Origin of the sequence: Chitinophaga rupis, assembly GCF_900109685.1 — a bacterium.
Taxonomy (GTDB): domain Bacteria; phylum Bacteroidota; class Bacteroidia; order Chitinophagales; family Chitinophagaceae; genus Chitinophaga; species Chitinophaga rupis.
The window spans coordinates 323,916-338,658 of the sequence record NZ_FOBB01000009.1 but is presented as its reverse complement, the minus strand read 5'-3'; the positions used below and the strand labels follow the sequence as shown (position 1 = coordinate 338,658).

11 protein-coding genes are annotated in these 14,743 nt (G+C 48.2%); 5 read left to right on the top strand and 6 right to left on the bottom strand.

Annotation, left to right across the window (positions count from 1 at the left end; translation table 11 throughout):
* A partial coding sequence (locus tag BMZ54_RS27305; RefSeq protein ID WP_143081155.1) for an integrase core domain-containing protein occupies positions 1–249 on the top strand: 249 nt, incomplete at its 5' end.
* 261 nt (positions 250–510) lie between these two features.
* Here BMZ54_RS27305 and bshB1 read toward each other — a convergent pair.
* Positions 511–1,239 carry a bacillithiol biosynthesis deacetylase BshB1 gene (gene bshB1 / locus BMZ54_RS27300; RefSeq protein WP_089919493.1) on the bottom strand — a complete coding sequence of 243 codons (729 nt, stop codon included), beginning with the start codon at positions 1,237–1,239 and terminating at the stop codon, positions 511–513.
* Positions 1,240–1,404: 165 nt separating this feature from the next.
* Here bshB1 and BMZ54_RS27295 point away from each other — a divergent pair, with 165 nt between their 5' ends.
* The 4 genes from BMZ54_RS27295 to BMZ54_RS27280 all read left to right on the top strand — a co-directional run bounded on the left by BMZ54_RS27295 (position 1,405) and on the right by BMZ54_RS27280 (position 8,905).
* Positions 1,405–2,400 (top strand): endo-beta-N-acetylglucosaminidase H, encoded by a 996-nt coding sequence (locus tag BMZ54_RS27295; RefSeq protein ID WP_202909370.1) that lies wholly within the window; start codon positions 1,405–1,407, stop codon positions 2,398–2,400.
* An 86-nt stretch (positions 2,401–2,486) separates the two neighbouring features.
* Positions 2,487–3,503, top strand: coding sequence for a substrate-binding domain-containing protein (locus tag BMZ54_RS27290; RefSeq protein WP_089919491.1), 1,017 nt, complete (start codon positions 2,487–2,489; stop codon positions 3,501–3,503).
* 667 nt (positions 3,504–4,170) lie between these two features.
* Positions 4,171–7,338, top strand: coding sequence for a SusC/RagA family TonB-linked outer membrane protein (locus tag BMZ54_RS27285; RefSeq protein WP_089919489.1), 3,168 nt, complete (start codon positions 4,171–4,173; stop codon positions 7,336–7,338).
* Between the two features lie 28 nt (positions 7,339–7,366).
* Positions 7,367–8,905: a RagB/SusD family nutrient uptake outer membrane protein gene (locus BMZ54_RS27280; protein ID WP_089919486.1), complete on the top strand. Its 1,539-nt coding sequence runs from the start codon at positions 7,367–7,369 to the stop codon at positions 8,903–8,905.
* 71 nt (positions 8,906–8,976) lie between these two features.
* Here BMZ54_RS27280 and BMZ54_RS27275 read toward each other — a convergent pair whose 3' ends face one another.
* The 5 genes from BMZ54_RS27275 to BMZ54_RS27255 all read right to left on the bottom strand — a co-directional run bounded on the left by BMZ54_RS27275 (position 8,977) and on the right by BMZ54_RS27255 (position 14,536).
* Complete coding sequence (locus BMZ54_RS27275; protein ID WP_143081154.1) at positions 8,977–9,471, bottom strand: hypothetical protein; 495 nt, start codon at positions 9,469–9,471, stop codon at positions 8,977–8,979.
* A 51-nt stretch (positions 9,472–9,522) separates the two neighbouring features.
* Positions 9,523–10,140: a DUF4294 domain-containing protein gene (locus tag BMZ54_RS27270; RefSeq protein WP_089919482.1), complete on the bottom strand. Its 618-nt coding sequence runs from the start codon at positions 10,138–10,140 to the stop codon at positions 9,523–9,525.
* A gap of 130 nt (positions 10,141–10,270) precedes the next feature.
* Positions 10,271–11,275 (bottom strand): alpha/beta hydrolase, encoded by a 1,005-nt coding sequence (locus tag BMZ54_RS27265; RefSeq protein WP_089919479.1) that lies wholly within the window; start codon positions 11,273–11,275, stop codon positions 10,271–10,273.
* Between the two features lie 219 nt (positions 11,276–11,494).
* Positions 11,495–14,032 carry a cytochrome c biogenesis protein CcsA gene (gene ccsA / locus BMZ54_RS27260; protein ID WP_089919477.1) on the bottom strand — a complete coding sequence of 846 codons (2,538 nt, stop codon included), beginning with the start codon at positions 14,030–14,032 and terminating at the stop codon, positions 11,495–11,497.
* A gap of 105 nt (positions 14,033–14,137) precedes the next feature.
* Positions 14,138–14,536, bottom strand: a complete 399-nt coding sequence (locus tag BMZ54_RS27255) for a cytochrome c maturation protein CcmE domain-containing protein (RefSeq protein WP_089919475.1) — start codon at positions 14,534–14,536, stop codon at positions 14,138–14,140.
* Positions 14,537–14,743 lie beyond the last annotated feature (207 nt).

Here is a 14,743-nt window from a genome sequence, read left to right as displayed (position 1 = left end):
AGCCCCTACGATAATGCTATGGCAGAACGCGTAAATGGCATTTTAAAACATGAGTTTGGGCTGAAAAGGACGTTTAGCAACTATGGCGACGCCGTCAATGCTGTTGGTAAGGCCATCGACTATTATAACCGTGTCAGGCCTCATATGAGTTGTAACTATCTGACACCCAATGAGGCACATACCAGAACAGGCCCTTTGGCCAAAAAATGGAAGCCAAGAAAAAAAACAATGAGTAAATTACCCTTGTAAAGCGCTCGCTGAAACAATCTACAACCTGTAAAGCCAATTCTGCATTCAATACGTCAACTGTAAGGTTTTTCTGTACTAAGACAAGCCATCTCTTATAAGGGATGGCTTATATATAGTTCACATATAGCTTACATATAGCTTATATATGGCTTATTCCTTCTTTTGCAATGGGTTGCAGTAGCACCCGGAGGCAATTTATCCCGGGCAAAAAAAAGACCTGGCAGCTGCCAGGTCCGGGTATTATTAAGGTGTAAGATGGAATCAGGTTACTTCGTTGATCAGGTCTGCAAAGTTGCGGATGCCGATAGCTTTGGCGCTGGTATACCCTTCCGCATACTCAACCCCTACCATCTTGCCCAGCATGCGGCAGCGGTGTATTACGCTGTCAAAAAAGCCGGGGGATGAGATGTAGGTTTGCAGTGAATCATCCTGCGGGGCCAGGAACTGGGTTTTAAAAGCGCGGATAGCTTCCAGCTTGCGCTCCATTACCGGGGTAATATCCACCACCAGGTCCGGTTTATAATAACGGTCCTGTATAAAGTGATATACCTGTTTGGGACGCCAGGCTTGCTGGGGCTGCCCGTTATCAAAGGTTTCCACTTTACGCAGGCCGGCCAGAAAACAGCTGTCGGCTATTAACCTGGCGGCCCTTCCATGATCCGGGTGACGGTCGTCTATAGCATTAGCAAGCACAATGTCCGGCCGGTACTTTCGTATAGCCGTTACTACTGCCAGCTGGTCTTCTTTTGTGTTCTGGAAAAATCCGTCGGCCAGGCCAAGGTTATCACGTACCTGCAGGCCCATTACTGCAGCGGCGGCCTGTGCTTCTGTTACTCTTATTTCAGGTGTACCGCGGGTGCCTAGTTCCCCTCTAGTAAGATCGGCTACCCCTACTTTCATTCCCTGTGCGGCATGTACCATTAAGGTGCCTGCGCAGGATAGCTCCACATCGTCCGGATGGGCGGCTATAGCCAGTATATCCAATTTCATGGGTGCAAAGGAACATAAAAAAATGAAGTTTTTCCGGGGGCTGTTTAAAGTATGACTATAACATGTCATATAGCAGTGTTTATTTGTATATTAGGCACCTAAAAAATCCCCCCCGTTATGCCACTATCGAAAACCCTTGTTCACCCAGGTTACAACAAAACCCATTTGCCAGCAAGATCAAATGACCATGCAAAAAAACATTCCGCCGGCTGGCTAAGCCTGGCCGCCCTTGCCCTGTGTATGCTGGGCAGCGCCTGCAGCCGGGAAAAACAGCAGGAGGTGCAGCAGCTGCCGGACACACAGCCCAATGAAAACGGCAACCAGCCTAATGCCGCCAAAACAGGTCCTAAGAATGTAGTGTACATCGAGGTTAATAACAACCACATGGCCAATGCCGGTTGTTATACTATGAAAGGCAACGGGCAGCCGTTCTTTGACATAGCCATTATTTTTGCGGCCAACATCAACTATGATACGCAAGCCAAAAAAGCCGTATTGTACAACAACCCGAATGTGACCAATGTACTGAACAACAAGGCCACCTTTATTAAGCCCCTGCAGGACAAAGGCATTAAAGTGCTGCTGTCTATACTGGGTAACCACCAGGGCGCGGGTTTTGCCAACTTTACCAGCCGTGCGGCAGCCAAAGCCTTTGCACAGCAGCTTAGCAGCACGGTTACCACTTATGGGCTGGATGGTATTGACTTTGATGATGAGTATGCGGAGTATGGCAAGAACGGGCTGCCGCAGCCTAACGACAGCTCTTTTGTATTCCTGCTGGATGAGCTGCGTAAGCTGATACCCACTAAGCTCATTACCCTGTATAACATAGGCCCTGCCGCTGCAAGGCCCAGCTATGGCGGTAAAAAGATAGGCGACTTTGTGAACTATGCCTGGAACCCTTATTACGGCACTTATGCTGCGCCTAACTTTGCCGGCATGACCAAGAGCCAGTTAGGCCCCGCTGCCATCTGGATCAATCACACAACTGTAACTACTGCCAAATCACTGGTTACAAGAACTATGAATGATAGTTATGGTGTAGTGTTGTATTATGATCTGAACCAGACCAACAATCAAAGTTATTTCAACACACTGGGCCTGGTTACGCAGAAAGACAGTGTGCGGCTTAGTTCCGGCTGCCTGCGTGCGCTGAACTAATAACTACCAGGCATATATTATCTTGCGGGGTAGATGTTTTAATAACAGGCAAAAGTCTGTATATTACCATCTACCCCATTTTTATTATGAATAGAGTATCCCTTAAAGACGTTGCTAAAAAAGCCGGAGTAGCACCTTCAACTGTGTCATTGGTACTAAACGGGAAAGCTAAGCAAAGGCGCATCAGCGATACGCTGGCTGCCAAAATACAAAGCGTGGCCAAAGCCGCCGGGTACCAGCCGCACCCTGTAGCTGTTCACCTGCGTACCGGCCAGTCCAAAATACTGGGATTGATCGTAGAAAGCATTTCCGGCAGCTTCTTTGCCGCCCTTGCCCGCACCATAGAGCAGGAAGCAGAAAAATACGGTTACAAGGTTTTGTATTGCAGTACGGAGAACAATCCACTCAAAGGCCGTGAGCTGATTCAAATGATGCTTAAGCACCAGGTGGATGGTTATTTAATTACCCCTGCGCCAGGCATGGAAAAAGATATACAGCAGCTGGTGCAGGACGGTAAGCACCTGGTATTAATGGATAGTTATTTTGAGCATATTGATACGCCCTATGTGCTGATAGATAATTACAAAGGTATTTATACCTGCATGGATCACCTGCTGAAAAAAGGCTACCGCAAAATAGGCTTTGTTACTGTAGACCTGGAGCTGGTGCAGCTGCAACAACGTTTGCTGGCTTACCACAATGCCTGCAAAGCATATAAGATCCCTGCCACGCAGCAACCAGTATTAAAGATCCCTTACAACGAGCCCACTAAAAATATTACCCGCCATATCAACCGCTTTTTAAACAAGCATAAAACACTGGATGCAGTATTATTTGCCACTAACTACCTGGGCGTAGCAGGCGTGGAAAGCCTTACCCACCTGGGTTTACGCGTACCGGACGATCTGGCGGTTGTATGTTTTGACGATCATGATGTGTTCCGGTTGTACCCACCCGGCATCAGCGCATTGCAGCAACCTATTGCCGATATTGCCAAAGCAGCAATATCATTACTTATGAAACAGCTGGGCGCCAGTAAAGGAAAAATAGGCAAGCAGCAGATCGTTTTGGAGGGCAAGTTTATTCAGCGGAAGTCAACGTGAGTAGCTAGCTGTTAGCAGTTGGCAGTTAGCCTTTAGCTGTTGGCTGTTGACTATTAGCCATTAGCGGTTAGCAGTCTTTGTAGGCTGAAAAGTTACCGTAATTAAATGTTCCTGACTGTTCATGCCCCCACTGCAAACTATTCAATAAACTCATATCACTGCATCAAATATCCGGTCAACATCCATCCGCAGTACCCTACTGCTAGCAGCTAACAGCCAACAGCTAATAGCTAACAGCTAATAGCTAACTATTAACTGCAAACTATTTTTTTAACAATACTTTTTGGATTCTTAAAAAGAATATTATTTTTACGTAGAACTTATTGCGAACTAGAGTATAATTCCACTTCATACTGTGGCTGAAACCAAAGAATCTATCACCATTTAAAAAGCTTGTTATTCGTAAATATGTAATGTACTGGCATCGGGTCCTGTGAGGACTTTTTTTTAATTCCAATGTGCTAAATCGATTTTGCTTTACGGGGAGGGACACCGCGTTCCGGGACATCTATTTTAAAAACTACGGTATTTAAACTTGTTCTCCGCTGCATAACAATATGCGGCCTGCTACTGCTATGTCCCTCCTCCCGCTGATCTGCTGTGCTGTAAAAGCATACTGGCATTGCTTTGCTCATCTATTCTACTAATAAACAAAAAACCAAAGCGTATGAAGAAAACATCAACCTTTCTTATGCGAAGTGGCTTACTAAGCACGTTATGGCTCCTAACGTGTTTGTTAGCCTTTTCCCAGTCCCGGAAAATTACGGGGCGGGTTATTGACGCAAAAGACAACTCTCCCCTACCCGGTGTTACCGTGCAGGTAAAAGGTACTGCCACCGGTACCCAAACACAGGCAGACGGCAGCTTTACGCTGGATGCCGCTGAAGGCGCCACCCTCAGCTTTTCATTTGTAGGTTACATTGCGCAGGACAAAGCCATTGGCGCAGGTCCTTTAAATGTAGCATTAGCTCCCGATGTAAAATCACTGCAGGATGTAGTGGTGATCGGTTATGGTACACAAAAACGATCCGACATTACAGGTGCAGTAGCCTCCATCAAAGCTGCACAGCTGGAAGAAAGACCTTTACCCTCCGTGAACCAGGCCCTGGCAGGCCGTTTGCCGGGTGTGAACGTATCTGAGAACTCCGGCCGTCCCGGCGGACAAACAAGGGTACGTATCCGCGGTTTCAGCTCCATTAACACCTCCAACAACCCGCTGTATATTATAGACGGGGTAATGTTGCCGGTAGGTACACAAACACAGAATTCCAACGCTATTGACTTCATTAATCCATCAGACATTGGTTCTGTAGAAGTGCTGAAAGATGCATCTGCCACCGCTATTTACGGTTCCAGGGGCGCTAACGGCGTAGTGCTGCTTACTACCAAACGTGGCTCTACCACCGGTGGTAAAATTACGTACGATGTAAACTTTGGCTTGCCCACCATTGGCCCCCACCGTGTAAAAATGCTGGATGCCAATGAATTCCTTTTTGTAGAAGAGCAGGCCTATAAAAATGCGCAAACCTACGACCCTGCAGGTTGGGCGGCCGGTAAATACAAAGACCCGGTTGTAAAAAGAATGCAGTACCTGGAAGGTAATACTGCCGGCAAACCAGAGCTGTTCCGCTTAGATGCAAGCGGTAAACCGGCGCCGATCTATAATACCGACTGGTTAAAAGAATCTACCCAAAGCAAGCTGTCGCAGAACCACCAGGTATCCTTTACCAATGGCAATGAAAAGGGCTCCTATGGCGTGTTCATGGGCTACCTGAACGATAATGGCCTGCTGCTGAACTCTTACCTGAAACGCTACTCAGCCCGTTTTACATTTGATACGGAAATTAAACCCTGGTTAAGCGTAGGCGGTAACCTGAGCTACAACTACCAGAAAGAAAATGTGGTGGATATTGGTACCGGCGGTTTGAACTCCGTGCGTATGATCACAGAAGCACTGCCCATACTGCCCATCAAATATAAGAATGGCGCGTGGGCTGGTAACTACCAGTATGAAGGTATGGAAGGCGGCGAAAACCCGGTGAACATTATGACGAACCGTTTCTATGAAATGGTAAGCCAGACCGTATTGGGTAATTTTTATGCTAACATTCACCTGGCTCCCGGACTGGAGCTGCGCTCTGTATTAGGTACATCCGTAGTGAACCGCGACCGCAGTGAATACAATGGCCGTAACCTGAACCAGATCTCTGCCGATCAGAAAGGCCGTGCAGTGCTGGATGATAACCGCGAAGGTTTTATCTCCACAGAAACTTACATGACCTACACTAAAAAGATCGCGGAAGACCATTCCATTACCGCCATGGGAGGCGCCTCCTGGTACCTGACCAACATTAAAGGTTTCCAAACCATTGGTGAAGGTTTCCAGAGTGATTACCTGAAATTCAACAGCGTAGGCGCTGCTACAACTTTCCCAACGCCCAGCTCCCGTGCAGCGCGTTTTGCATTTAACTCCTACTACGGCAGGATCAACTATGCGTTTAAGGAAAAATACCTGTTAACGCTGACCGGCCGTGCGGATGGCGCCTCTAAATTCGGTGAATCCAATAAATACGCGTTCTTCCCGTCTGCCGCAGTAGCCTGGAGGATTTCTGAAGAGCCTTTCCTGAAAGGCAATCCTACCATTTCGCATTTGAAGCTGCGTACCAGCTATGGCGCTACCGGTAACTCAGAGATCAATACTTATGCATCCCTGCCTTTACTGGGTAACTATACTTCCATTTTCAATGATGCACGCGCCGCAGGCATTGGCATTAGCCGCCTGGCTAACCCTGACCTGAAATGGGAAAGGACCAAACAGGCCGACATTGGTTTGGAAATAGGCCTGCTACGGAACAGGATCTCTCTGGAAGTGGACGGTTATTACCGCAAAACCACCGACATGCTGCTGGAAGCGCCCCTGCCCTTCTCCACCGGTTATGCTACCATTATCCGTAACATAGGCAGCATGGAGAACAAGGGTATTGAAATTGGTATCAACACAGTGAACATCCAGACAAAAGACTTCACCTGGAGCACCAGCTTCAACGTATCCCGCAACAAGAACAAAGTATTATCACTGGCTACGCCGGCGCCCCTTTTCAGCGGTAACCCCGGCTTTACCAACCCTACCGGTATCCTGAAAGTAGGCGCCTCTGTAGGCTCTTTCTGGGGCCTGGTGCGTGAAGGTACCTGGGCATCAAAAGATGCAGCAGAAGCGGCCAAATTTGCCAGCTACCGCAGCAGCCAGAAAATACTGCCCGGTGATATCAAATACCGCGATGTGAATGGCGATTACCAGATCAATGATGCTGACCGCATGATCATTGGTGATAACAACCCGGATGCTTACGGTTCATTGATCAACACTTTCCGTTACAAGAACTTTGAGCTGACCGTGGACCTGCAATACTCTTACGGTGCAGATGTGCTGAACATGACCCACCACTCCGGCGAAGACCGTGTGGCAATTGCCAACAGCTTCAAATCCGTACTGGATGCATGGACGCCTGATCACCAGAACACGCCTATTGCAGCGCTGCGCGATACCCGTGCCGGTTATGTAACGAATGTGGATACACGCTGGGTAGAGGATGGTTCTTTCCTCCGCGGCCGCAACCTGCTGCTGGCGTATACTTTCCCTACAGATGCGCTGAAAAGATGGTACCTGAACAAGCTAAGGATCTATGGATCTGTACAGAACTTTTTCCTGTGGACCAAGTTCTCCGGTAATGATCCGGAAGTAACTACCTACGGTGAAGCATTTGCGCAGGGACAAACCTTCTTTGACTATCCCAAACCTACCCGGTTCACGCTGGGATTGAATGTTGGTTTGTAATTCATTGTTGACAAAAAGAACTTACATTATGAAACTACTGAAGATAAAATATATAGCCCTGCTGCTTTCCGGCACCTTATTGCTGGGTGCAGGCTGCACCAAGTTCCTGGAAGAGCAGGACCCATCCAACCTTTCGCCGGACAGTTATTTTACGCTGCCGGAACATGCGGAAGCATCTGTAAACGCCGTGTATGCCAACTTAAGGTTCCAGTCGGACGGTGCGGGCATTTTCTCCGCCAACTTCCAGCTGCTGGAAGCCATGACCGGTACCTCCACTTCACAAACCGGCCAGAACTCTGATCTGAACAACCTGTTAAACCTGGCGTTTAATCCCGATAACGTGCACATACGCCAATGGTGGCAGGCGCTGTACAGGGGTATTTCCAATGCCAACCTCTCCATCAAAAAAATACCGGACATTAACCCGATGGATGAAACACTGCGTAAAAGATATATCGGCGAAGCCAAGTTCCTGCGCGCACTGCATTACTACTGGCTGGTAAGGCTGTGGGGCGATGTGCCTTTGCTTACGGAGCCTATCCAAAACGTAAACGCACCGGAAGTATACGCCGGCCGTACCTCACAGGACAGCGTGTACATGCAGATCGTAAAAGACCTGACAGAAGCAGAAGCATCCGGCCTGCCGAATACGGAGACCAGCGGCCGCGCCTCCCTGGGCGCAGTAAAATCACTGCTGGCAAGCGTATACCTGACCATGGCCGGGCAGCCGCTGAACAAAGGCGCCGCTTATTACAAGCTGGCTGCAGATAAGGCTAATGAAGTGATCACCAGCGGTTCTTACAGCCTGTTCACCCGTTACATGGACCTGCACAACCCATCTACCAAGAACCGTGGAGAACACATCTTCATGGCGCAATATTCTGCATCTGTATCTGATGCACGTAATGGTTTCCAGAGCATTCTGCTGCCTAACTTTGGCGGTATCTCTGCTTACGGAACACAGGTGGGCAGCACTGTACCTACTGTTTCCTTCTTTGATTCCTTTGAAGATGGTGATAAACGTACGGAAGAGCAGCAGTTCTTTTACACCAAGTATTATACAGATGGTAATGGTGCATTGAAGGATCTGAATGCCCCCTACATTTACAAACATTTTGATACTACTGCTAACGGCACCTTTGGTATAAAAGGTACTGCGCAAAGTGGCTTGAACTGGCCGCTGCTGCGCTATGCAGAAGTATTGCTGATCTATGCAGAAGCACAAAATGAAGTAGGCGGCCCTACCGCTGCTACCATTGCCGCGCTGAAACAGATCCGCGACCGCGCTAAATTAACCACGCCTGCTACCTTTACACAGGCCACTTTCCGTGAAGCTGTATGGCGCGAGCGCTGGCATGAGCTGTGCTATGAAGGTAAAAGCTGGTTCGATATGGTGCGCCTGCGTAAGGTGTATAATGAGAGCACACAGGGCTTTGATAACTTTGTGGGCCACAAGTTCAGCTACGGCCCTACCCTTGCTGAAAAACACCTGCTGGTGCCCCTGCCCACGCTGGAGTATAACAATAATCCCAGCCTGCGCCCGCAGAACCCGGGATACACAAATTGATGATGTTTTGAGTAATAAACGAAGAAGGAGGTATGTTATACCTCCTTCTTCGTTTATATATGCTTGTTATGCTACTTAGTTTTCACAACCACACCTATCTCACCCTCCTTCAATCCGTATTGTTTTAGCTGCGCCGGGTCAGTGAGCACCTTCACTTCTGTAATATCCCGTGGTTCTATGGCTGCTAACTGTGATTCCAGGTTGGTGGTGAGCACACTATCGCCCATAATATACCTGAAGCTGCTGTCGCTGCCCAGCTTTTGCAGGGCGGCTGCATATGCAGGCGACAGATTGCTGAATAAGCGGTTATAACGTTTACGGGCAAACGGTTTTGTTTCCAGGTAAAAAACGCCATTAGCAGCCCGCTCTCCAAACTTTTCAATCGTCTTGCGGCCCCTTGCAATGGTGATCATGGCTATCTGGTCGGGGCCAATATTGTTTACGGCTGATGATTCCACTTCCACGCTGTCTACCACGTATACCTGCACCGCATCGTCTGCAGCTTCCTGCGCTTTAGCGCCGGCGCCCATCAATAGTAAACAGCAAATACCTGTGAATAATTTCATGGCCCTAAATTAGGCCTTAATTCGTTAAAGTAGTGTTAGTGTGAAAAGGGGTTAGTTATACGCGCGGTAGTAGCGGTACATTTCTATTTCCTGTACAATGGCTTCAATATCACGGTCTTCTTCCGTATCATATTCGCTTTTAAGATTGCCGCCAAAAAAGAAGGCTACGGTTTGCCACATGCGTGCATTAAAACCGCCTTTCAGCTCCTTGATGATCTCATAGCAGTTTTCGCCGCTTTCGCGGTCAATCAGCTTCATTAATACCTTGCCCTGGTAAATGGAAAGGTTTTCCAGCTTATCGCCAAATTCAGCCTTTAATTCTTTCTCTTTGGTAGCCAGGTAAGCCTTGCGGTCTTTTTTATTGGGCAGGGTAGCCAGGCGGCTGTTCACATCTTTCAATATGCGGGCCGCAGATTTAGCGTATGGGTAAGTTACATATACTGCATTGCGTAAGCGGGTCCAGCGTTCGCGTTCCTTACGGAGCTTGCGGGGCAGCTTTTCTGTTATTTCAAATATTTGCAGGGTAATGGAAGGGAGGGTATCTGTGCCGACGATCACTACTCTCGCATTTACACCCTGGCCGCCGGCAGATTGCGCTGCCACATCTTTCCGGCATAGGCTGCATAAGACAAGTGTGAGAATAAATACTACTGTTCTAAGACGGCACATTCAGGTGAAACGGGATTTTATCTACTAAAGTTACAATAAAAAGATCTGAGATTTCAGCTTTACGATCTGTCATTTTATTGTGCCGCACCACACTTTCAAATCTAAAATCGTAAATCGTAAATCTAAAATCTCATAACGGTTTCAATTTCAACACCTGTTCGGCAAAATTATTCATGGCATGCGTTACAGCGGGCAGATCGTGCGAAGTAAGGGAGCTGCCTAATACGTGCACGCCTGCGCCCGGTATAGGCACGGCTGCTTTCCGGGTGGCAGGGGTTCCCAGCGCTTTTTCCATATCCAGAATGGCGGCTACCCGCACGGTGGGATCCTGGTGAGTTTCATCTTTATAATAATAAAGATTTAACACCGGCTGGTGGATCTTTTCAAAGGTGCTTTTCGTCATGCCGCTTTCCAGCAGGTTCTCCAGTTGCACCACGGCTTCCAGCCGGTAGGTAGTGTTCCAATAGCGTGCTACTGCCGGATCACCCTCCTTATTGGTATGATTGTAATTGCCTTTTTTCACAATGCGCGCTACCTGCAGGCCCCAGGGATTATTAGCCAGGAAAGCCAGCGGATCATTAATAGCAATGTTGGGCGAAAGGTTCATTACTGCATATACTTGTTTGGGGTACTGCGCGGCCAGCATCAGCGCCAGCGTGCCGCCGGTGGAGGTTCCGGCAATGATCACGGTATCGCCCAAAGCCATTCCTATGGCCAGGGCTTCCTTCGCATCGCGCCACAGGCCTTCTGCCGTCATGTTCAGTAAAGGTTCGGTAGTATCAATGCCATGCCCGTCCAGGCGGGAAAGGTACAGGTTACAGCCATAGCGGCGGGCAAAGTCCGGCACTACGGGATCGCCCTCTTTACGGCTGGCAGAAAAACCATGCAGGTATACAACACTATAGGGTGTTTTGCGGTGCAGGGAATCGTACCATACAATACGGGCGTCGTTATCCGGCTTCAGGTGATGCCGGCTTTCACGGAGGGCAATGTAGCCGGTTAAACCGGCTGAATCGGTGGGTACTGCAGGCAATGCGGGATCATACACAGGTGTGGCAGGGCTGGGGCCCAGGTAATAGACCACTACTAATACTACGATCACCACTAGGGCTATACGCAGCCATTTGCGTTTCATGGGGAAGGATTTTTGAGTCCATAGTCCATAGTCGATGGTCCATAGCCTACTGCGGAAATCAACTACTTCATGGTACAGCTTGTATCCGGATACCAGTCTACAGCCACTGTTTACGGCATCGAGCGTAATGCAAACTACACGATATTCACAACGTCATAACCATTGTAAGTTACCATGCGCAAAATGCAATGGACCATGGACCATCGACCATGGACCAACTCACGCCTCCTGCAATGCCGTGGCGGGCCGTGCCCCGCGTACAGGGGTCTGTTTATTACCCTTTATGCGCTGGTACATACTCATCAAAAAGCCGGCGATCATAATCAGCACACCAATCCACAACACATTGATAAAGGGGAAAATAAAGGCCTTCAGCACAATGTAATCATCAAACGTACCTGCTTCCTTCACTTCCAGCTCTATCTTGTTTTCCTTGGGCAGTATTTTGCTGAACCGCACATAAAGCGCTAAAGGCGATAAGGTATCCGGGATGCTGAACTGGTAAGTATTGTCACGAATGAAATACACCGGCTGCAGCTTAAATTCTTCGTTATTCTTGGTATGTACTTCCAGCTGCGCACCTACTGCCAGGTCGCCGGGTTGCGGCTCATAATTGCGGTGTTTGGGCTGCGGCTGTAAAGCGGTGAAGATGATGTAACCGTTGGAGAAAAATATTGAATCGCCCTGTTTTACTTCATGCGGGCTGTATTGCGCAGTATCATTGGCTTCATCCTTACGCGGCACGGCGGTTACATACGTAAAAATATCGCGGGTGAGGTAGTGTCGGCTGGATGGGTTAGGCGTTAAGCCCTCCTGCCCTTTGGTATTAATGAAAGCATCCGGGTACAGCGTAAAATTCTCCAGCATGGCGCCGTTGGCCGGATCTTTTTTCTCATACCGTACTACATAATATGTTTTAGGATCACCGGCGGCAGTAGAGTCACCGGCGTAAGTTACATGGTAAGCACCCATCTGCACCGGGAAGTTGCGGGGCAGCATCAGGTTCTCCCGGGGATTCTCCTTGCTTTCCTTACCAAAGAAACCATTATCCAGCATCTTCATACGGTCAATGGAGATGGTTTCTTTTTTAGAGGAAGAAATGAGCACGCCCAGTAATACCAGCCCAAAACCAATATGCGCTACAGAAGCGCCGGCAGACTTTACCTTACCTTTTAACCCGGTAAAAATATAGCCGAAGTTGGCCACCACCGCGTAAACGCTGCCAAACAGCATTATGTAAATAGCTACCAGGAAACCGGCGCCATAGGTATCAAAGTTTATGTTGCCCAGCCAGCCTATCAACGCAGTAGCTGCAATTGCAATAAGAGTAGGCCACAATAGTTTGGCGGTAAGCTGTTTGCGCGGTGTATCCTTATACTTCAGGTATTGCACCATAGCGGTAAGCAGGCCCAGTACAATAGCCACCCAGATCTGGATCTTATTGTAATGGAATACCGGTTCCAGCGGGGGCGCCAGCTGTTTAATATTAAATGCCTTGCGCAGGCCGGAAAGGTCCAGCAGCTTGTTCCACACCGGTATAGAAGTGGTGAAGGTGATCTGTATAGCAGCTATCAGCAGCACCAGGGCGCCTACAAATAACCAGAACTCACGGGAGTAAGAGCTTTCTTCCCTTTTTATATCCGGTATCTCTTTGCGGCGTGCTATCAGCAGCCAGAAAGCAGGAATGGTAAATACACCCATATATACCAGCAGCTGCCCGCTCATACCCAGGTCGGTAAAGGAGTGTACGGAGGTATCGCCCAAAACGCCGCTACGGGTAAGGAAAGTAGCGTACAGTATTAATACAAAGGATATAAAGAAGAAGAAGAAGGTGGATTTAAGCGCATGGCCCGTGTGCCGGAAGGCCAGCAGGGTATGGATGCCTGCTACCATGGTTAACCAGGGAACCAGGGAACCATTTTCAACCGGGTCCCAGGCCCAGTAACCGCCAAACGTAAGGGATTCATAAGCCCAGGCAGCGCCCATCATTACGCCGGTGCCCAGTATCATACCGGCAAACAGTGCCCAGGGCAGCGCGGGTTTGGTCCACTCCGTATACTGGCGGGTCCATAAGCCGCTTAAAGCATAGGCAAAAGGTATGATCATGGAAGCAAATCCCAGGAATAATACCGGCGGGTGTATCACCATCCAGTAGTTCTGCAGCAGCGGGTTAAGGCCGTTACCATCTGTGATCATGCTCAGGTAATCTGGTCTGGATACCCAGGGCAGGTTTATATTCTCCTCTGCCTGCCTTAATAACAGGAAGGGGTTGCTGCCTACGCGGTAGCCCAGTATATAAATGCCCAGCAGCATGCTGGCCAGGCAAAGCTGTGCAAAGGAAAGTACGGTCATTACCGGCGCTTCCCATTTTTTAGCCCTGAACAGTAAAATAACGCCTAATACACAGTGCCAGATGCTCCAGAGTAAAAAGCTGCCTTCCTGGTCGGCCCAGAAGCTGGACAGGAGGTATTTTACTTCCAGGCTGCGCGATGAGTTGCGCCACACATATTTATATTCAAAAAAGTGGTTATACAGTACGTAATATAGAATACCGAAAACGGCAAATACGGAAGCTATTTCTATTACAAAGGCTATGCGGGCCAGCTTTTTCCAGGAATCCTGCAGGGTGGTTTCTTTGGCCCTTATTACGTTAAAATAAGCGATGGTGGCTACCAGGGAGGCGATGAATGACAGTACAGCGAAAAAATGTCCAAACTGGCCGGGCAGCAGATGTTCCCCTATGTATTTAGTTTCCAAAATGTTGCGATGATTAAACGTCCAAAAATTTCAGACCTCAGATCCTGGATTTAAATGCAGTAATACCCTTTAAACCGTACATCTGAGATCGTAAATCCACTCCACTTACATTTGCTTGGTACTCATGGCTACCTGGTCATCCTTGTACTTGGAAGGGCATTTCATCAGGATCTTATTGCAGTGAAACTCCCCTTTTTCTATTTTACCGGTCAGCACCAGCTGTTCAGCCTTTTCAAAATCCGTAGGTTTGGTACCAAAAAAGATCACTTTACGGGTTTCGCCTACCTTATCCTTCATATAAAAGGTAAAGTAGTTGGCATCTTTTACCGGGTTGTATGAGAGGGCCTGCGCCTTGTCCAGCGTGCCGATCACATGATATTCCTTTCCTTCCTTTTCCCGGGCTGTAGCAAATGTTTCATAGGTGCTAAAATCTCCTACCATAGTCACAATTATGCCAATGGCTACGGCAATCACCACCAGTAAAACGATATTTGTTTTCTTCATAACTTATTTTTTCAGGCAAGCTTCCTTTTTCCAGCCGCAAAATTAACGCAAAAAGGAGTTGAGTGTTCTTAATTTTATATAAAAGGCAGCCGATTTACGATTTTAGACCCCGGATCCTGGATTTTGAAGCCCCGGCCGCCCCTGAAATCTAAAATCGTAAATCTGAAATCTAAAATATTAGTTCCCTATCTTTGCGCCGAAATAAGA

Coding starts and splice junctions, on each gene's coding strand:
- BMZ54_RS27255 (WP_089919475.1), bottom strand. CDS start 14,536: ATGAAGAAAACAAATATCGTTTTACTGGTGGTGATTGCCGTAGCCATT.
- bshB1 (WP_089919493.1), bottom strand. CDS start 1,239: ATGAAATTGGATATACTGGCTATAGCCGCCCATCCGGACGATGTGGAG.
- BMZ54_RS27285 (WP_089919489.1), top strand. CDS start 4,171: ATGAAGAAAACATCAACCTTTCTTATGCGAAGTGGCTTACTAAGCACG.
- BMZ54_RS27275 (WP_143081154.1), bottom strand. CDS start 9,471: ATGAAATTATTCACAGGTATTTGCTGTTTACTATTGATGGGCGCCGGC.
- BMZ54_RS27280 (WP_089919486.1), top strand. CDS start 7,367: ATGAAACTACTGAAGATAAAATATATAGCCCTGCTGCTTTCCGGCACC.
- BMZ54_RS27270 (WP_089919482.1), bottom strand. CDS start 10,140: ATGTGCCGTCTTAGAACAGTAGTATTTATTCTCACACTTGTCTTATGC.
- BMZ54_RS27265 (WP_089919479.1), bottom strand. CDS start 11,275: ATGAAACGCAAATGGCTGCGTATAGCCCTAGTGGTGATCGTAGTATTA.
- BMZ54_RS27290 (WP_089919491.1), top strand. CDS start 2,487: ATGAATAGAGTATCCCTTAAAGACGTTGCTAAAAAAGCCGGAGTAGCA.